At 73.3% G+C, this 18200-nt stretch carries 14 protein-coding genes; 4 read left to right on the top strand and 10 right to left on the bottom strand.

What is annotated here, in order from left to right; all coding sequences use genetic code 11:
* Positions 1-12: 12 nt before the first annotated feature.
* The 8 genes from CYJ76_RS04760 to CYJ76_RS04795 all read right to left on the bottom strand — a co-directional run bounded on the left by CYJ76_RS04760 (position 13) and on the right by CYJ76_RS04795 (position 8085).
* On the bottom strand, positions 13-714 hold the full coding sequence (locus tag CYJ76_RS04760) for a hypothetical protein (protein ID WP_070705716.1): 702 nt from the start codon (positions 712-714) through the stop codon (positions 13-15).
* Positions 715-773: 59 nt separating this feature from the next.
* Positions 774-1100 (bottom strand): metal-sensitive transcriptional regulator, encoded by a 327-nt coding sequence (locus CYJ76_RS04765; RefSeq protein ID WP_070705721.1) that lies wholly within the window; start codon positions 1098-1100, stop codon positions 774-776.
* A gap of 26 nt (positions 1101-1126) precedes the next feature.
* Positions 1127-3397, bottom strand: a complete 2271-nt coding sequence (locus CYJ76_RS04770; protein ID WP_070705717.1) for a heavy metal translocating P-type ATPase — start codon at positions 3395-3397, stop codon at positions 1127-1129.
* Positions 3397-3606, bottom strand: a complete 210-nt coding sequence (locus CYJ76_RS04775; RefSeq protein ID WP_070705718.1) for a heavy-metal-associated domain-containing protein — start codon at positions 3604-3606, stop codon at positions 3397-3399. The genes CYJ76_RS04770 and CYJ76_RS04775 overlap by 1 nt, the downstream gene beginning before the upstream one ends.
* An 81-nt stretch (positions 3607-3687) precedes the next feature.
* Complete coding sequence (locus tag CYJ76_RS04780) at positions 3688-4644, bottom strand: hypothetical protein (protein ID WP_070705719.1); 957 nt, start codon at positions 4642-4644, stop codon at positions 3688-3690.
* 193 nt (positions 4645-4837) lie between these two features.
* Positions 4838-5782, bottom strand: coding sequence for a hypothetical protein (locus CYJ76_RS04785; protein WP_070705720.1), 945 nt, complete (start codon positions 5780-5782; stop codon positions 4838-4840).
* A 141-nt stretch (positions 5783-5923) separates the two neighbouring features.
* A complete protein-coding gene (gene fahA, locus CYJ76_RS04790) occupies positions 5924-7162 on the bottom strand; it encodes a fumarylacetoacetase (RefSeq protein ID WP_101849408.1) in 1239 nt (412 codons plus the stop codon).
* Positions 7159-8085 carry a hypothetical protein gene (locus CYJ76_RS04795; RefSeq protein ID WP_141494152.1) on the bottom strand — a complete coding sequence of 309 codons (927 nt, stop codon included), beginning with the start codon at positions 8083-8085 and terminating at the stop codon, positions 7159-7161. The genes fahA and CYJ76_RS04795 overlap by 4 nt, the downstream gene beginning before the upstream one ends.
* Positions 8086-8162: 77 nt before the next feature.
* On the opposite strand from CYJ76_RS04795, the gene CYJ76_RS04800 reads away from it, so the two are divergent.
* Together CYJ76_RS04800 and CYJ76_RS04805 are read left to right on the top strand one after the other, a co-directional pair.
* Complete coding sequence (locus tag CYJ76_RS04800) at positions 8163-9467, top strand: homogentisate 1,2-dioxygenase (RefSeq protein ID WP_070705844.1); 1305 nt, start codon at positions 8163-8165, stop codon at positions 9465-9467.
* Positions 9468-9607: 140 nt separating this feature from the next.
* Complete coding sequence (locus tag CYJ76_RS04805; RefSeq protein WP_070705845.1) at positions 9608-11680, top strand: acyltransferase family protein; 2073 nt, start codon at positions 9608-9610, stop codon at positions 11678-11680.
* A gap of 64 nt (positions 11681-11744) precedes the next feature.
* Here CYJ76_RS04805 and CYJ76_RS04810 read toward each other — a convergent pair whose 3' ends face one another.
* Both CYJ76_RS04810 and purL read right to left on the bottom strand, forming a co-directional pair.
* Entirely contained in the window at positions 11745-13070 is a 1326-nt protein-coding gene (locus CYJ76_RS04810; RefSeq protein WP_101849410.1) for a nicotinate phosphoribosyltransferase, read from the bottom strand.
* A gap of 75 nt (positions 13071-13145) precedes the next feature.
* Complete coding sequence (gene purL, locus CYJ76_RS04815) at positions 13146-17048, bottom strand: phosphoribosylformylglycinamidine synthase (protein ID WP_070704648.1); 3903 nt, start codon at positions 17046-17048, stop codon at positions 13146-13148.
* Between the two features lie 149 nt (positions 17049-17197).
* On the opposite strand from purL, the gene clpS reads away from it, so the two are divergent.
* Positions 17198-17479: an ATP-dependent Clp protease adapter ClpS gene (gene clpS, locus CYJ76_RS04820; RefSeq protein WP_101849440.1), complete on the top strand. Its 282-nt coding sequence runs from the start codon at positions 17198-17200 to the stop codon at positions 17477-17479.
* Positions 17479-18195: a DUF2017 family protein gene (locus CYJ76_RS04825; RefSeq protein ID WP_070704645.1), complete on the top strand. Its 717-nt coding sequence runs from the start codon at positions 17479-17481 to the stop codon at positions 18193-18195. Before clpS ends, CYJ76_RS04825 begins: the two co-directional genes overlap by 1 nt.
* Positions 18196-18200 lie beyond the last annotated feature (5 nt).

Here is an 18200-nt window from a genome sequence, read left to right on the forward strand (position 1 = left end):
TCGTCGATGTGGTCAGGCGCCTGCCCGGCGGCCCCTCGCGGTGAGCACGCCCCCGGCCGTGAGCAGCGCCAGCCCCGTGGCCGCAGCGGCCTCGCGGGAGCTCAGACCGCCCTGCTCGGGCGCCGACCAGCCGGTCTCCACCGGCGGGCCGTCCGGACGCGGGTTCGGGCCGTCGGCGGGGCCGTCGACCACCGGGTAGGAGTGCACGTCCACGGACCCGTCGCGGCCGGTGGACACGTCGCTCTCGAGCTCGAAGCGGTGCACCTGGCCGTCGGGGGCGCAGTACGCCCCGTAGACCATCACGCGGTCGGTGCCGGCGGGGATTCGGCGCCCGCCCAGGTGGCGGCTGTCCGACGAGACCTCGTCCCCGCTGGCGCGCTCGGCACCGGGACGGCAGACCGGGTCGGCCACCGCGCCCTCGGCCACCGTCACCGGCATCGCGCCCGTGGCCGGTGCGTAGGTGTCCACCACCCACTCGATGCGGGGGTTGCCGTCCGCCGGCTGCAGGTGCGCGCCGTCGAAGCGGACGTCCCACGCGTGCCCCTGCCCGCCGGCCGCGGGGTGCACCTCCAGGGTGACCCGGGGGTTGGTCCCCCCGGCGCCGCTGACCTCCCGGGGGTCGGCCTGGGCCGCGTTCTGCAGGCTGACGAGGGCGGTGCCCACGAGGACGGCGGTCGCCGCGCCGCGGCGGATCGGTCGGGGGAGTGAACGCATGCTGCTCCTGGGTCGGGGACGGGTGCGAGGGCTCCAGCGTAGGCGTCGAGCGCGCTCGTTCACGACCGGACCAGCCGGGCGATGGCCGCCGAGGCCTCCCTCACGAGAGCCTCGGCCTCCTCGTCACCGGCGCGTGCGGCGTCGACCACGCAGGTGCGCAGGTGGTCCTCGAGCAGCCCGAGCGCGACCTTCTCCAGGGCGCTGCTCACCGCGCTCACCTGCGTGAGGACGTCGATGCAGTACGCGTCCTCCTCCACCATCCGGGCCAGGCCGCGGACCTGTCCCTCGACGCGGCGCAGGCGGCGCAGGTAGGCGTCCTTGTCCGTCACGTATCCGTGGACGTGACCGTGCTCCACCGGGTGGGCCGGGCCGGCGGCCGCGACCACGGGCTCCTCCGGTCGTTCGCCGGCGCTCACCGCGCCTCCGCCCTGAAGCCCCGCAGCCGCAGGCTGTTGCCGACCACGAACACGCTGGACAGGGCCATGGCGGCACCGGCCAGCATCGGGTTGAGCATCCCCGCCGCGGCCAGGGGGATGGCGGCCACGTTGTAGGCGAACGCCCAGAAGAGATTGGACCGGATGGTGCCCAGCGTGCGCCGCGCCATCCCGATGGCGTCGACCACGCTGCGCAGGTCGCCACGCACCAGCGTGATGTCCGCGGCCTCGATGGCGACGTCCGTGCCGGTGCCCATGGCCAGGCCCAGGTCGGCCTGTGCCAGGGCGGGGGCGTCGTTGACGCCGTCGCCGACCATGGCCACCACGCGCCCCTGCTCCTGCAGGCGCCGGACCTGCTCCACCTTCTCCTGCGGCAGCACGTCGGCGATGACGGTGTCGATCCCCACCTCGTCGGCCACCTGGCGGGCGGTGGCCGCGTTGTCCCCGGTCAGCAGCACCGGCTCGAGCCCGAGGCGCCTCAGCTGGGCCACGGCGGCGGCGCTCGTGGGCTTCACGGCATCGGACACCACGAGCAGGCCGCGGGGAGCGCCGTCCCAGCCGACGGCCACCACGGTGCGACCCCGCTGGAGGTGCTCGGCCTCGGCCCGGGCCAGGTCGGCGGTGAGCGTCATGTGATGCTCGGCGAGCAGGGTGGGGCGGCCGACGACCACCGTGCGGCCCTCCACGGTGCCGGTGACGCCGAGCCCCTCGACGTTCGCGAACCCCGAGGCGGCGGGCAGGTCGCCCGCGGTGCGCGCCGCATCGGCCACGGCACGGGCGATGGGGTGCTCCGAGGAGTCCTCCAGCGCACCGGCCACGCGCAGCACCTCCGCGGCGTCCTCGCCGGCGGCGGGCACCACCTCGGCCAGTGTCATGTGCCCGGTGGTCACGGTGCCGGTCTTGTCGAGCACCACGGTGTCCACGGTGCGGGTCGACTCCAGCACCTCGGGGCCCTTGATGAGGATGCCCAACTCCGCTCCGCGGCCGGTGCCCACGAGCAGGGCGGTGGGCGTGGCCAGGCCCAGGGCGCACGGGCAGGCGATGACGAGCACCGCCACCGCGGCGGTGAACGCGGCCGTCGGACCGGCACCGGACAGCAGCCAGCCCCCGAGCGTGACCAGGGCGATGAGCACCACGACCGGCACGAACACGCCGGAGACCCGGTCGGCCAGCCGCTGGACGGCGGCCTTGCCGGTCTGCGCGTCCTCCACCATCCGCGCCATCTGGGCCAGTTGCGTGTCGGCGCCCACGCGCGTGGCGCGCACCACCAGGCGCCCACCGGCGTTCACCGTTGCGCCGGTGACCTCGCTGCCAGGGCCCACCTCGACGGGGAGGGACTCGCCGGTGAGCATGGAGGCGTCCACGGCGGACGTGCCGGAGACGACCGTCCCGTCGGTGGCCACCTTCTCCCCGGGGCGCACCACGAACTCCTCGCCGGCGCGCAGCTCCCCGGCCGGGACCGTCACCTCGCGCCCGTCGCGCAGCACGGAGACCTCCTTGGCCCCCATCTCCAGCAGGGCGCGCAGCGCGGCGCCGGCCCGGCGCTTGGCGCGCTTCTCGACGTAGCGTCCGGCCAGGATGAACAGGGTGACGCCCGCGGCGGCCTCGAGGTAGATGTTCCCCGCGCCGTCGGAGTGCCCGATGGTGAACTCGAAGGGGTGCTTCATGCCGGGCGTGCCGGCATGGCCGAGAAAGAGCGCGTAGAGCGACCAGCCGAAGGCGGCGAGCGTGCCCATCGAGACGAGGGTGTCCATGGTGGCCGCGCCGTGGCGCAGGTTGGTCCAGGCGGCCCGGTGGAAGGGCCAGGCGCCCCACACCACCACGGGCGCGGCCAGGGTGAGCGAGGCCCACTGCCAGTTCCGGAACTGCAGGGCCGGCACCATCGCCATGAGGATCACCGGCACCGCCAGCACCGCGCACACGAGCACCCGACGGCGCAGGGCGTCGAGCTCGTGGTCGGCGTGCTCGGAGCCGTCGAAGGCCTCACCGGGGGAGTCGGTTCCCGGGGTCGGTGGGAGCGCCGGCAGCGTGGCCGTGTAGCCCGCCTTCTGCACCTCGGCCACCAGCAGGCCCGGGTCGTACCCCTCGGGTACGGTGACCGAGGCCTTCTCCGTGGCGTAGTTGACGGTCGCCTCCACGCCCTCGAGCTTGTTGAGCTTGCGCTCGATGCGGTGGGCGCACGAGGCGCACGTCATACCGCCGAGCTCCAGCTCGACGGCGGACGTGCGCGGGAGGGAGGGCGCGGTCATCAGGCCCGCTGCGCCCGGTAGCCGGCGTCCTCGACGGCGGCCAGCACGGCATCGGTGGACACGTCGTCGGCGCCGGTGACGGTCAGCCGACCGGTCTCGTGGCTCACCTCGACGGACTCGACGCCGGGCACCTCGGAGACCTCCTCGCGGACGGACGCCTCGCAGTGCCCGCAGGTCATGCCGGTGACGTTGTACTCGGTGGTGGCCATGGGTGCTCCTCTCGTCGGTGGCGCCGGGTGGCGCCACCGACGAGAACGCACATACCCCGGAGGGGTATTCCGTGGGGACGGTCAGCGGCGGCGGGCGCCGGCCACGGTGAGGCCGCCGGCGCCGACGAGGGCCAGACCGGCCAGGCCGAGGGCGGTGGTGTCGTGCGAGCGCTCGGGGGCGGTCCAGCCGGTGTCTACGATGGGGCCCTCGGTGGGCTCCTCGTTGGCCACGTACCAGCGCTTGTCGGCCGGCACCACGCCCTTGGCCACGAGCTGGTCGGCCCACTGGGCGTCGGTGAGTCCGTCCGGGCGCACCGCGTGTTCGAGCTGCTCCAGGAACTCCCAGTCGGGCTCGGCGTGGAACTCCATGCCGTAGCCCCCCTCGTTGGCTGTCGAACCCAACACCGAGGTGCCCACCTTGGTGAACTCGCCCTCACCCGTCCGCAGGAAGTGGGTCGTGTTGTGCGCGTAGGTGCCGTCGAACTCGCCGGGGTCGGGGATGCACCCGGTCGCCTCCACCGACACCGAGCGGACGTCCTCGCCGAGTCGATGGGTGGTGTCCTTCACGTACGAGCCCGGGACGGGGTCGTCGCTGTCGTCGTTCCAGAAGTCGTAGTCCGGGTCCACCACCCAGTGGAAGGACTCGTCCTCGGAGGAGAAGGAGGACTTCCCGGCACGTTCGGCGTTCTCCGGGCAGCCGCGGAAGATCCAGTCGGTCTGGTCGTCGTTCTGCACGCCCAGACGGTGGCGTCCCGGGTCCTCCTCGTTCGCGGAGACGCTCGTCACGCTGTTCCACCGGTCGAACCCGTGCACCTCGCGGTGCACCAGCCCGTCCTTTTCGTAGGGCAGCTCGAGGTAGTCGCCCCGGGTGGTGCTGGTCCACGGCCGGGTTCCGTCGGAGCCTGCCTCGCCCACGGAGAAGGTGTTCTCGTACGGCGCCGGGAGCTTGGGCTCCTTCGGCGCGGCCTGCGCCATCTGCACCGGGGCGGTCACCCCCATGGTGGCGACGGCGAGGACGGCAAGAGTCGTGCGCTTCATGGTTTTCCCCTCTGTGTCACGTCCCGACCCCCTGCCGGGACCCTTCGACCCTAAGCGCCTCACGGGGAGGGGGAAGCCGGGGCCGGGCGTCGGCGCCTGATTGTGCGCGGACTGTGAACGTGACCTGTCACGACGGGACCTCCGAGAGTCCAGTGACTCCGGAGGTCCCGTCGATTCAGGTGTCAGGCGGGCGTCAGCGACGGCGGGCGGCCGCCACCGTGGCGCCACCGGCGCCCAGCAGCGCCACACCGGCCAGGCCGGCAGCGAACGCCGCGGACTGGTCGCCCGCCTCCACACCGGTGTCGACGATCGGGCCCTCGTCGTCGTCCTCACCGGGAGGCTCCTCGTTGGCCACGTACCAGCGCTTGTCGGCCGGCACCACGCCCTCGGCGACGAGCTTGTCCGCCCACTCGGCGTCGCTCATGCCGTCCGGACGCTCCTCCTTCTCGAGCTGCTCCAGGAACTCCCAGCCCTCGACGGTGTGGAACACGCTCTCGCCGCCCTCGTGGAAGGTGCCCTCGGTCACGACGGTGGCCACCCGCGTGAACTCCGTGTCGCTGGTGCGGACGAAGAAGCTGTTGCCGAACATGTAGCCCCAGTCGCTCTCGGTGGGGCACGTGACCGTGACGACCTCCAGGGCCCGGGTCTCCGGCGACAGCTTGCTCGTCTGGGTCTTCTCGTAGTGGCCCGGGGCGAACTCGGGGTCGACGATCGGGTTGTCCTCGGTGGACTCCTCGTCGACCACCCACCGGAAGGACTCGTCCTCGCTGGTCCGGCCCGACGGCATCTTGCCCGGCGTGCCCTCCTGGCAGCCGGTCAGACCGTCGTCCTGGATCCCGAGGCTGCTCGGCCCGTGGTCCGGGTGGTCGTTGTTGAGGTTGTTGTTGTAGTCGGTAACCAGCAGGTTCAGCGTCGCCAGGCCGTCCTCGCCCTTCTTGGGCTGGGTGACGTCCCCGTCGACGCTGACGCTCCAGGGGCGCTCGCCCTGGCCGTCGGCCTCGCCGACCTCGAAGGTGATCGGCAGCGGCTCCCAGTCCGGGCCGGAGGTGCGGTCGTCCGGTGCGGCGGACGCCGGCGTCGCGAGTGCTGCCCCCAGCAGCAGCGCGGTCCCCACTGCGAAGGTCTTCGTGCTGTCCATGTCCTGCTCCCCTCAGATGATTCTGGACGTGTGAACGTTTCCGGCCGTATCGATCTCGGGCCCCGGCGGGAAGTGCGGACCCCGGTGCCCGAGGCGCCGGGGTCCGCTGCGGCAGTGCGGCGACAGCCGCACGACAGCGCGTCAGCCCAGCTCGGTGGCGGGGCGGATCGTCCCGGTCACCTCACCCAGCCCGATGCGGGAGCCGTCCGGTCCCGGTGCCCAGCCGGTGATCGTCACGGTGTCGCCGTCCTCGAGGAAGGAGCGCTCGGAGCCGTCCTCGAGCTGCATCGGCTCCTGACCGCTCCACGAGAGCTCCAGGAAGGACCCGCGCTCGGCCTTCTCGTCGCCGGAGACGGTGCCGCTGGCGAACACGTCCGCGGCCGAGAGGGCAGCGCCGTTGACGGTCATGTGCGCGAGCATCTGCGCCGGCGACCAGTACATCTCCCGGTAGGGCGGGCGGCTGACGACTGTGCCGTTGAGGCGCACCTCCATCTCGATGTCCAGGCCGAACAGGCCGCTGCCGTCACCGCGCAGGTAGTCCAGCGGCTCGGGGTCCTGGGTGGGGAGCTCGGTGCGCGCGTGCTCCAGGGCCGCCATGGGCACCACCCAGGCGCCCACCGACGAGGCGAACGACTTGCCCAGGAAGGGGCCCAGCGGCACGTACTCCCAGGCCTGGAGGTCGCGCGCCGACCAGTCGTTGAAGAGCATCACACCGAAGAGGTGGTCGGCCGCGTCGTCCACGGAGACGCGCTCGCCGACGGTCGTCGGGCCACCGACGAGGAAGCCCAGCTCGGCCTCGATGTCCAGACGCTGGCTGGGGCCGAAGGTGGGCACCTCGGCGTCCTTCGGCTTGCGCTGGCCGCTGGGGCGCACCACGTCGGTGCCCGAGACGACGATGGTGCTGGAGCGCCCGTGGTACCCGATGGGCAGGTGCTTCCAGTTGGGGGTCAGGGCCGCCTGGTCCGGGCGGAAGATGCGGCCCACGTTGGTGGCGTGGTGCTCCGAGGCGTAGAAGTCCACGTAGTCCGCCGGGTGGAAGGGCAGCACCATCTCCACCTGGCCCAGCGGCAGCAGGTGCGGGCGCACCACCGCTGGGTCGGCCTCCTCGGCGAACAGGCCGGTGACCCACTCGCGGGCGCCGGTCCACGCGGTGTGGCCGAGCTCCAGCAGGCGGTTGAGCGTCGGCTCCTGCAGGGCGCCGGCCCAGGCGCCGCCGGTGTCCGCGCCCGTGGCGTGCAGGGCGGCCGGCAGGTCCAGCACCTCGTCGCCGATGCGGACGCCCAGCCGGGGTTGCGCGGCGTCGCGGGTGAGGAAGGCGCCGTAGGGCAGGTTGTGCGGGCCGAAGGGGTGGTCGGCGGGCAGGTCGGGCCAGGCGGTCATGCGGGCTCCTCGTCGGTGGGGTGGGAGGGGGTGCTGGCGATGGTGGACGGGTCGAGTACGCCGAGCTCGGCGGCCTCGGTGAGCGGGTCGGTGACGCCGCAGCAGCCGAAGGAGGTCCACGCGGCGCGCACGCCCTCGACGGCGCCGGAGTCGAGCGCCAGCACGGTGTCGGCCACGGCGCGGGCGTCGCGCTCGGCCAGCGCGGCGGCGACGTCGTCGGGACCCAGTCCGCAGAGGGCGCCGTGGGTGGCCACCACGACGTTGAGCATGCCGTGCATCTCCTCGGTGCCCTCGCCGGACTGGGCCGGCGCGGTGCGCGCCACGGCGTGGTGCAGGCCGCCGGTGAGCTTGAAGGGCACGTCGCGCTCCACGCAGGAGGTGATGAACCCGGCGAGCTCCTGCGGCGTGGGGACGGGGCCCGCCGGGGATGCCTGGGTGCGCCACTTGGCCACGACCCGGGGCCCGCCAGTGCGGTCCGAGGCGGCCAGGCGGTCGAGCAGGGACTCCAGGGTGGCTGGGTCGCGGGGCGCCTCGAGGGCAAGGTCCACACCGTGGTCGGCGGTGGTGTGCCAGTCGGCGTCCGCGGCGCGCTCCACCACCTCGAGGCGCACCTGCTCGCCGAGGCCGCGCAGCGTGGCCACGGCGCGGGTGACCGCCTCGGTGCCGGTGCCGGGGCGGGCGGCGATGCCCACCGGGAGGGCAGCGGCGTCGGAGGTGGCAGGGGAGTTCGCGAGCACCTGCGGGAGCTGCGCCACGGCGTCGACCGAGAGCAGCAGCGGTCCCAGGCGGGAGCCGAGCGGGGCGGTGCGCCAGACGCGGTGCTGCGCGACGGCATCGGGCAAGGGGGAGAGCCCCGGGGGGAAGATCGCCGCGTCGTCCACGAACGCGCGGGTGAGTCGCTCCATCGCCGGTGGGGTCGCCATGCCGCGCACGCTAACGTACGCGTGGCGTACATCACTCCCGGTGCGCCCACACCGCCCCACCACCCGGAGGACGAGCCATGGCGTACTACCGCTCCGTCGGATCGGTTCCCCCCAAGCGACACACCCAGCACCGCACGCCCGAGGGCGGGCTGTACTACGAGGAGCTCATGGGCGAGGAGGGCTTCTCGTCGGACTCCTCGCTGCTCTACCACCGCAACATCCCCTCCACCATCAGCGACGCCCGCGTCTGGGACCTGCCCGACGCCACGCTGACCCCCAACCACCCCCTGCGCCCGATCCACCTGCGCCCCCACGACCTGTTCGGCGGGGACGAGCCCACCGAGGGCGTCGACGTGGTGACCGGTCGACGGCTGCTGCTGGGCAACGCCGACGTGCGCCTGTCCTACGTGGTGGCCGACACCACGAGCCCCTGGTACCGGAACGCCATCGGTGACGAGTGCCTGTACGTGGAGCGCGGCAACGCCCGCGTGGAGACCGTCATGGGCGCCTTCGAGGTGGGGCAGGGCGACTACCTGGTGATGCCGCGCGCCACCACGCACCGGTGGATCCCGCGCGACGCCGGCGACGAGGGTTACTCCGAGCCGCTGCGCGTCTACGCCATCGAGGCCTCCAGCCACATCGGCCCGCCCAAGCGGTACCTCTCGCGGTTCGGGCAGCTGCTGGAGCACGCGCCCTACTGCGAGCGCGACCTGCGCGGACCGGAGGGGCCGCTGCTGGCCGAGGACATCGGTGCCGCGGCCGACGACGAGACCGAGGTGTACATCCGCCACCGCGCCACGGGGGAGGACTCCACCGGCGGCCAGGGCGGCACTGTGCACACGTTGCCCTTCCACCCGCTGGACGTCGTGGGCTGGGACGGCTGCCTCTACCCCTACGTGTTCAACGTGGCCGACTACGAGCCGATCACCGGCCGCGTCCACCAGCCGCCGCCCGCCCACCAGGTGTTCGAGGGGCACAACTTCGTGGTGTGCAACTTCGTGCCGCGCAAGGTGGACTACCACCCGCTGAGCATCCCGGTGCCCTACTACCACTCGAACGTGGACTCCGACGAGGTCATGTTCTACGTGGACGGGGACTACGAGGCACGCAAGGGCAGTGGCATCCGGCAGGGCTCCATCAGCCTCCACCCGGGCGGCCACGCCCACGGCCCCCAGCCCGGGGCCTACGAGAACTCCATCGGCGTGGAGTACTTCGACGAGCTGGCTGTGATGGTCGACACCTTCCGCCCCCTCGACCTGGGAGAGGGCGGTCTGGCCAGCGACGACGGGAAGTACGCCTGGTCGTGGCAGAACTCCGCCCAGCGCACTGCAACCGAGCAGCGTCCGCTCGGGGAGGACGAGGTTCCGCCGGCCACGGAATGAGGCCACGCCATCCGACCACGGTCCCAGTGGGCGTCCAGCCTCTGGGAGTAGCGTGACGCTCCCGCCCGGCGGACGTCGGACGGGAGCACTGTGTCGGGGCCGGTCGGCCGCGACGGACCGACTTCGCGGAAGGAGCCCAGGTGGGGCAGCAGGTCTCGACGAGCAGCGCAGGAGGGCCCCGGGCCACGGCACGGAGCGCCCCCTCGGGACGCCGCTATCTCACCGGTCTGGACGGGCTGCGCGCCCTGGCCGTCGTGTCGGTGATGCTCTTCCACTTCGACGCCGGCCTCGACGGCGGCTTCCTGGGCGTCGACGTGTTCTTCGTGCTCTCGGGATACCTCATCACGAGCCAGCTGATCACGCGCTGGAGCCCGACCACGGTGGACCTCAAGCACTTCTGGGGGCGCCGCGTGCGGCGCCTGTTCCCGGCGGTCTTCCTCCTGCTGCTCGTCGTCTCGGTGGCCATGCTGGTGCTCGACCGCACCGCCGTGCGCTCCTACGTGGGCGACGTGCTCGCCGCGGCCACGTACACCTCCAACTGGTGGTACGTGTTCCAGGAGCGCAGCTACTTCGAGGCCGCCGGCCGGCCGCCGGTGCTCCAGCACCTGTGGTCCCTGGCCGTGGAGGAGCAGTTCTACCTGGTCTGGCCGCTGGTGGTGGCCGGGCTGACCTTTGCGTTCACCAAGGCCTCGGCCCGCCGTTGGGCCGTGTTCACCATCTCCCTCGTGGGTGCGGTGGCCTCCTCGCTGTGGATGGGGATGGGCACGGCCGCGGCCGACCTGCCGGCCGCGGGGGACGCCAGCCGCTTCTACTTCGGCACCGACTCCCACGCGATGGGCCTGCTCGCCGGTGCTGCCCTGGCCGCCCTGCGGGGTGGCGCAGGCTTCAGCGACCGGGCGCCCCTCAAGCGCGCCGGCGTGCTGTGGACCCTGCTGGGCCTGGCCGGCCTGGGCGGGCTCGGCTGGTTCTTCGTGACCCAGGCCGAGACCTCCGAGTGGCTCTACCGATGGGGCTTCGCCGCCCTGGCCGCCCTGGTGGTCGTGCTCGTCGTGGCCGCCACCCGCCCCGGTCCGGTGGAGTGGCTGCTGAGCCTGCCGCTGCTGCGCTACCTGGGCACCCGCTCGTACTCCCTGTACCTGTGGCACTGGCCCATCGCCGCGTTCACCCGGCCCGGCATCGACGTGGAGTGGCCCGAGCCCGTGGTGCACCTGGTGCGCTGGGGCCTGACCCTGCTGCTGGCCGAGCTGAGCTACCGCCTGGTGGAGAACCCGGTGCGTGTGCACGGCCTGCGCGCCACGTGGGACCGTCTGCGCCGCACCGGCCGGGCACCGCTGACCGCGGCCGCCGGGCTGACCACCACCGTGGTGGCCCTCACGGCCACCCTGGGCGCGGTGGCCGCGACCACCGACCCGCAGGCCGTCGAGCAGCAGAAGGTGGAGGAGGTGCTGGGCAACGCCGACGTCGGCACCGCACCCTCGGGGGACCAGACCCCGGCGCCCGACGGCCCGCAGGCCGGTGTCCCGGACCAGTCGGAGGAGACGCCCACGGCATCGCCCACCTCCCCGCCGCCCACCGAGGGGGGCAAGGGTGCTGCCTGCGACCCCTCGAAGATCAGCGGTGACCGCGTGGCCGAGGGAGCCGACCCGCAGTGGCTCGGGCAGTCCAAGCTCGGCGCGGACACGCTGCCGGTCCCCTCCGACGGCACCAAGGTGGGCGACGGCACGCAGTGCATGAACGTCACCGTCTTCGGCGACTCCGTGGCCATGTCCGCCGGTCCGGTCATCTCCCGCGCGTTCGGGGCCCTCGACCTGCGGGCCACCGTCGGCGTCCAGGCCAGCGAGGTCCTGGGCTACGCGGAGAAGGCGGCCAAGGCCCACGACATCAAGAGCGAGGTGGTCGTGGTCCACACCGGCAACAACGGCCGGATCAACAAGGACGACCTCGTCGACGCCGCCACCCACCTGGCCAAGGAGAAGGCCGTGAAGCACGTCGTGCTCGTGCGCCCCAACTCCAACACCAGCTGGGACGCCGACAACCAGGCCGTCTTCGACGGGCTGGAGGACGAGGAGCTGGACCCCAAGGTCACCATCGCCGACTGGAAGGGCGTCTCCGAGGGCCACGACGACTGGTTCCTCAGCGACGGCACCCACCCGGACTACATCGGCAAGGTGCACTACGTGGTCGAGATCCAGCGGGCGATCACCGAGCACTGACGGCCGCCCGACCCTGCGGGGCCCCCACCGTGTGCGGTGGGGGCCCAGCCGTCTGCTGGGAGCCTCAGGCGTGGCCGGTGGCCGGGGCGGGCTGCTCGTCGACGAACACCGTGGGAACGGCCTGCTCCCCAGCCGAGAGGCGCAGGGCGGCGGCCGGCAGCTCCGCCCGCGACGCGGCGTGGCGCGCCCGGGCCGCCTCCACCGCCTCGGGGCCGGTGGGGGCCACGACCTGGCCACCGCGCACCAGTGGCACGAGGAGCTCCCGGTCGTCCCCGTCGTGCTGGGGCACCTCCCCGATGCCGACGAGCTCGGCCTGCGCCACGCCGTCCACGACGCGGCGCACGGCGGTCTTCCGGCCGCCCACGGACGTCTTGTGCGCGCTCGCCTTGGCGACGTCGACCATCGTGCCGTCCTCGCCCTCCCGGGCCACCAGCTTGTAGACCATGCCCGCGGTGGGGTGCCCGGAGCCGGTCACCAGGCGGGTGCCCACGCCGTAGGTGTCCACCGGGGCCGCGGCCAGCGAGGCGATGGCGTACTCGTCGAGGTCGCTGGTGACCACGATGCGGGTGCCCGTGGCCCCCAGGTCGTCCAGCTGGCGCCGCACGGCGTGGGCCTGGCCGAGCAGGTCGCCGGAGTCCAGGCGCACCGCGCCCAGGCCGGTGCCGGCCACCTCGACGGCGGTCTGGACGCCGCGGGTGACGTCGTAGGTGTCCACGAGCAGGGCCGTGTCGGTGCCGAGGGACTCCACCTGGGCGGTGAAGGCCTCGCGCTCCCCGTCGTGGAGGAGGGTGAACGAGTGGGCGGCCGTGCCCGCCGTCGGCACGCCCCAGCGGCGCCCCGCCTCGAGGTTGGAGGTCGAGGCGAACCCGGCCACGTAGGCGGCGCGGGCGGCCGCCACGGCGGAGCCCTCGGCGGTGCGCCGGCTACCCATCTCGATGCAGGGACGGTCGCCGGCCACGGCGGTCATGCGGCTGGCGGCCGAGGCGACGGCGCTGTCGTGGTTGAGCATCGAGAGCGCGAGGGTCTCCAGCAGCACCCCCTCGGCGAAGGTGGACTCCACGACCATCAGCGGGGAGTGGCCGAAGTACAGCTCGCCCTCGGGGTAACCGTGGACGTCCCCCGAGAAGCGGTAGCCCGCCAGCCACTCGAGGGTGGGCTCGTCCACCACCCGATGGGTGCGCAGGTGCTCCAGCTCGGCCTCGCCGAAGGTGAAGTCCACCAGCGCCTCCAGGAAGCGCCCCGTGCCAGCCACGACGCCGTAGCGCCGGCCCTCGGGCAGCTTGCGGGCAAAGAGCTCGAACACGCTGCGCCGGTGCGCGGCGCCGCTGCGCAGGGCGGCCTGCACCATCGTGAGCTCGTAGTGGTCGGTCAGCAGGGCGGTACTGGTCACCGGCTCACCCTATGCATGGGGCCCCGCACCACCGGGGGTGGTGCGGGGCCCGGGCAGGTGCTGGTCGGCCGGGGATCAGCCGACCCAGGCGCGCGCGTTGCGGAACATGCGCAGCCACGGGCTGGCCTGGGCGGGGTCGCCGTCGCTCCAGGACATCTGCACGGTGCGCTGCACCCGCTCGGGGTGCGGCATCATCGCGGTGAAGCGGCCGTCGGCGGTCGTGACGGCGGTGAGCCCCTCCGGCGAGCCGTTGGGGTTGGCCGGGTAACTGGTGGCCACCCGCCCGTGGTTGTCCACGTAGCGCGCGGCGGCGACGACCTGCGAGGCGTCGCCCCGGGCCTCGAAGTTCGCCCGGCCCTCGCCGTGCGCCACCGCGATGGGCAGGCGCGAGCCGGCCATGCCGGTGAAGAAGACCGACGGGTTCTCCACGACCTCCACCATCGAGAGGCGTGCCTCGTACTGCTCGGAGAGGTTGCGGGTGAACCGCGGCCACGCCTCGGCGCCCGGGATGAGGTCGGCCAAGGCGGCGAACATCTGGCAGCCGTTGCAGATGCCCAGGCCGAAGGTGTCCTGACGCCCGAAGAAGGTGGCGAACTGTTCGGTGAGCCGCTCGTTGAACAGCACCGAGCGCGCCCAGCCCTCGCCGGCGCCCAGGGTGTCTCCGTACGAGAAGCCACCGCAGGCCACCAGGCCCGTGGTGTCGGCCAGGTCGAAGCGGCCGGTCTGCAGGTCGGTCATGTGCACGTCGTAGGTGTCGAAGCCCGCGCGGTCGAAGGCGAAGGCGGTCTCCACGTGCGAGTTCACGCCCTGCTCGCGCAGGACCGCCACCTTGGGCCGGGCGCCGAGGTTCAGGTAGGGCGCGGCCACGTCCTCGGCGGGGTCGAAGGAGGGCGCCACGTGCAGGCCGGGGTCGTCGTCGGCCCCGAAGGCGGCGTGCTCCTCGTCGGCACAGGCCGGGTTGTCGCGCAGGGCCGCGATGCGCCAGCTCACCTCGTCCCACACCTGGGCCAGCTCGTGCACGCCCTCGTCGAGGGCGGGCGCGCCGCCCAGCGTGACGCGCACCCGGCGCTCGGCGGTCGCGCGGCCGACCGTGGTCGAGACCTCGCCCAGCCCGTGGCGCGCCAGCAGCTCGAGCACCTCGTCGGAACGCCCTGCCGGGACGCCGAGCACCACACCGAGCTCCTCGGCGAACAGGGCGGCCACATCGGCGACGTCGGCCTCCACGCCCACGGCACCGGCGAAGGCCATCTCGGCCAGGGTCGCCCACAGGCCGCCGTCCGAGCGGTCGTGGTAGGCCGTCACCAGGCCGGCCCCGCGCAGCTCGGTGAGCGCGGCGGCCAGACCCACCAGCAGCTGGGGGTCGTCCAGGTCCGGCACGGTGCCGCCGAACTCGCCGCGCACCTGCGCCAGCATCGAGCCGCCGAGGCGGTTGGCACCGCGGCCCAGGTCCACCAGCACCAGCTCGTCGTCGGCGTGCACCTGCGGGGTCCACGTGCCGCGCACGTCCTCCAGGGAGGCGAAGGCCGACACCACCAGCGAGACAGGGGAGACCACCTCGTGCTGGGTCCCGTCCTGCTCCCACTTGGTGCGCATCGACAGTGAGTCCTTGCCCACCGGCACCGAGACACCGAGTGCCGGGCACAGCTCCATGGCCACCGCCTGCACGGTGTCGTAGAGCGCGGCGTCCTCGCCGGGCTCGCCGCAGGCGGCCATCCAGTTGCAGGACAGCTTCACGCCGCGCAGGGTCACCGGCGCCGCGAGCAGGTTGGTGAGCGCCTCGCCCACGGCCATGCGGCCCGATGCGGGGCCGTCCACCGCCGCGAGCGGCATGCGCTCGCCACTGGCCATCGCCTGGCCGGACAGTCCCACCAGATCGCTCAGGGTGACGGCCACGTCGGCCACCGGCACCTGCCATGGGCCCACCATCTGGTCGCGGTGGCTCAGCCCGCCCACGGTGCGGTCGCCGATGGTGATGAGGAAGCGCTTGGAGGCCACGCTCGGGTGGCGCAGCACGTCGAGGGCCGCGCCGCGCAGCGCGTCACCGGTGAGCGACGCGGTGTCCAACGCGTCGGTGGAGCGCTGCACACGCTGCACGTCACGCAGCATCTTCGGCGGCTTGCCCAGGAGCACCTCCATCGGCATGTCCACCGCGGTGTCCTCGGTCTGGTCTCCGCCGGCACCCGCGGCGCCGGTGACCACCAGCTGGCCGTCAGCGGTGGCCTCGCCGACCACGGCGAAGGGGCAGCGCTCGCGCTCGCAGAAGGCCGTGAAGCGCTCCAGGGAGTCCGGCGCGATGGCCAGCACGTAGCGCTCCTGGCTCTCGTTCGACCAGATCTCCTTGGGGGCCAGGCCGGACTCCTCCACGGGCACCGCGCCGAGGTCGAAGCGGGCGCCCAGCCCGGCGTCGTCGACCAGCTCGGGGAACGCGTTGCTCAGGCCGCCGGCGCCCACGTCGTGGATGGCCAGCACCGGGTTGTCCTCGCCCAGGCTCCAGCAGTGGTTGATGACCTCCTGGGCGCGGCGCTCCATCTCCGGGTTTCCGCGCTGCACCGAGTCGAAGTCGAGCTCCACGGCGTTGGTGCCCGAGGCCATCGAGCTGGCGGCGCCACCGCCCATGCCGATGCGCATGCCCGGCCCGCCCAGCTGCACCAGCAGGGTGCCGGGGGCGAAGCGGACCTTCTCGGTCTGGCCGGCGCTGATGGCGCCCAGGCCGCCGGCGCTCATGATCGGCTTGTGGTAGCCGCGGCGGACGCCGTCCACGGTCTGCTCGTAGACGCGGAAGAAGCCGCCCAGACCGGGGCGCCCGAACTCGTTGTTGAAGGCGGCGGCGCCCAGCGGGCCCTCCACCATGATCTCCAGCGGGGTGGCGATGTGGTCCGGTGCGCTGGCCCCGCCGGCCTCCCACGGCTCGTCGGTACCCGGCAGGTGCAGGTTGGAGACGGCGAAGCCGGTGAGCCCGGCCTTGGGGGCGCTGCCGCGACCGGTGGCGCCCTCGTCGCGGATCTCGCCACCGGCCCCGGTGGAGGCGCCGGGGAACGGGGAGATGGCGCTCGGGTGGTTGTGGGTCTCCACCTTCATGAGCACGTGCACCTCGTCCTCGCGCTCGGTGTAGCGGGAGGCGCCGGGCTGCTCGGGGAGCCAGCGGGTGATGCGGCCACCGGTCATGATCGAGGCGTTGTCCTTGTAGGCCACCACGGTGCCCTCGCCGGCCACGGCCTCGGTGTGCCGGATCATGCCGAACAGGCTCTTCTCCTGGGCCTGGCCGTCCACCACGAAGTCGGCGTTGAAGATCTTGTGGCGGCAGTGCTCGCTGTTGGCCTGGGCGAACATCATGAGCTCCACGTCGGTGGGGTTGCGCTCCAGGCGCGTGAAGGCCTCCACGAGGTAGTCCACCTCGTCCTCGCTGAGGGCCAGGCCCCAGGCGGCGTTGGCCTCCACGAGCGCCTCGCGGCCCCGCCCGGCGATGTCGACCCGCTCCATCGCGGCCCCCTCGCGCTCTGCGAACAGGCCCGCCAGGTCGTCGGCCGAGACCAGCACGCTCTGGGTCATCCGGTCGTGCAGCACGGCGGCGCAGGCCAGCCACTGCTCGTCGGTGAGGGGCTCGGCGGTGGCCAGGCGGTACTCCGTCACCCGTTCGACGCGCTCCACCGCCAGCCCGCAGTTGTGTGCGATGTCGGTGGCCTTGCTCGCCCACGGGGAGATGGTGCCCAGGCGCGGGGCCACGAGCACCACGGCCGCGCTCCCGGAGGTGTCCTCGATGGCGGGCTCGCCGTAGGTGAGCAGCTCGCGCACCCGGCCGGCGGTGGCCTCGTCGAGCTCCGCGGTGGAGGCCACGAGGTGCAGGTACCGCGCCGTGACGCCCTCGATGCAGGGCACCACCTCGCGCAGCCGGCGCAGCAGCGCGGTGGCGCGGAAGTCGGAGAGGGCGGACCCGCCCGGGACGGTGGTCAGCACGAGGTCGTGCGGCAGCGCGGCCATGTCAGGGACTCCTGGGCAGGGGGCGGGACGGGGCGGCGACATTCTAGGTCGCGGCCCCCACCCCTGTGCCGGGGCCACGGCGCCGGTGGGCGGGGACGCGCGCCGCTCTCTACAGTGGGGGAGTGCCTGAACCTCATCACACCCCCGGCCTGTCCGATCCCGAGGGCTCCCTCGCGCTCGCCGGGCGTTCCGAGCTCGACGCGCCCTGGTACACGCTCGTCTGGAACGACCCGGTCAACCTCATGAGCTACGTGACCTTCGTGCTCATGGACCACTTCGGCTACTCCCGGCACGTGGCCGAGGGGATGATGATGGACATCCACACCAAGGGCCGCTGCGTGGTCTCCACCGGCACCCGCGAGGCGATGGAGGTGGACACCCAGGCCATGCAGGAGTACGGCCTGTGGGCCACCTTCGGGCAGGACACCTGATGGCGCGCGCGTTCCGCTGGGAGGGCGACGCCGCGGTGGCGCACCTCGACGAGCTCGAGCTCGAGGCCCTCGCCGACGGCGCGACGGCCGTGATCACCATCCTCGGGGAGGAGCCCGGGGCTGCCGTGACCGGGACCGATGCCGTGCTGCCCGAACTCTCCGGTGGCCCGACCTCCTCGGGAGGTGCCTCGGCCGAGGACGACCTGCACGCCCGCTTCGAGGCGCTCACCGCCGGCCTCACCCCGAGCGATCCCGAGCTCGCCGTCGACCCGGTGGACCCGGCCGAGCTCCACGGCGGCGACCCGGCCCTGTCCCGCCTGCTCCCCGCCGCGCACACCAGCGACGTGGCCGCGGCCCGGGACTTCGCCGCCCTGGCCCACGACGGCATCCGCGCCACCAAGGTGGCCAACCTGCGGGCCCTCGTGGCGGCCTGCGAGCGGTCCCGGGAGTCCGGCGTCATGGCCCTGAACCCGCGCGAGGCCCGGCAGGTCATGGCCGCGTTCACCGACGTGCGCCTCGTACTGGCCGACCGGCTCGGCATCCACGAGGACCACGACGCCGAGCGCGTGGACGCCCAGACCTCCGAGCTCATCCGCGCCGTGGAGCGCGGGGAGACGCTCTCCGACGCCGACGAGGTGGCCCTGCAGCTGGGCATCCACCACGGCTTCGTCGGGTGGATGCAGGAGACCCTCGTGGAGGCCCTGCTGCGGCACTGACCGGC

The sequence above is a fragment of the Kytococcus schroeteri genome (genome assembly GCF_002847825.1).
Classification (GTDB): domain Bacteria; phylum Actinomycetota; class Actinomycetes; order Actinomycetales; family Dermatophilaceae; genus Kytococcus; species Kytococcus schroeteri.

Coding starts and splice junctions, on each gene's coding strand:
- CYJ76_RS04800 (WP_070705844.1), top strand. CDS start 8,163: ATGGCGTACTACCGCTCCGTCGGATCGGTTCCCCCCAAGCGACACACC.
- purL (WP_070704648.1), bottom strand. CDS start 17,048: ATGGCCGCGCTGCCGCACGACCTCGTGCTGACCACCGTCCCGGGCGGG.
- CYJ76_RS04780 (WP_070705719.1), bottom strand. CDS start 4,644: ATGAAGCGCACGACTCTTGCCGTCCTCGCCGTCGCCACCATGGGGGTG.
- fahA (WP_101849408.1), bottom strand. CDS start 7,162: ATGACCGCCTGGCCCGACCTGCCCGCCGACCACCCCTTCGGCCCGCAC.
- CYJ76_RS04760 (WP_070705716.1), bottom strand. CDS start 714: ATGCGTTCACTCCCCCGACCGATCCGCCGCGGCGCGGCGACCGCCGTC.
- CYJ76_RS04825 (WP_070704645.1), top strand. CDS start 17,479: ATGGCGCGCGCGTTCCGCTGGGAGGGCGACGCCGCGGTGGCGCACCTC.
- CYJ76_RS04795 (WP_141494152.1), bottom strand. CDS start 8,085: ATGGCGACCCCACCGGCGATGGAGCGACTCACCCGCGCGTTCGTGGAC.
- CYJ76_RS04775 (WP_070705718.1), bottom strand. CDS start 3,606: ATGGCCACCACCGAGTACAACGTCACCGGCATGACCTGCGGGCACTGC.
- CYJ76_RS04770 (WP_070705717.1), bottom strand. CDS start 3,397: ATGACCGCGCCCTCCCTCCCGCGCACGTCCGCCGTCGAGCTGGAGCTC.
- CYJ76_RS04785 (WP_070705720.1), bottom strand. CDS start 5,782: ATGGACAGCACGAAGACCTTCGCAGTGGGGACCGCGCTGCTGCTGGGG.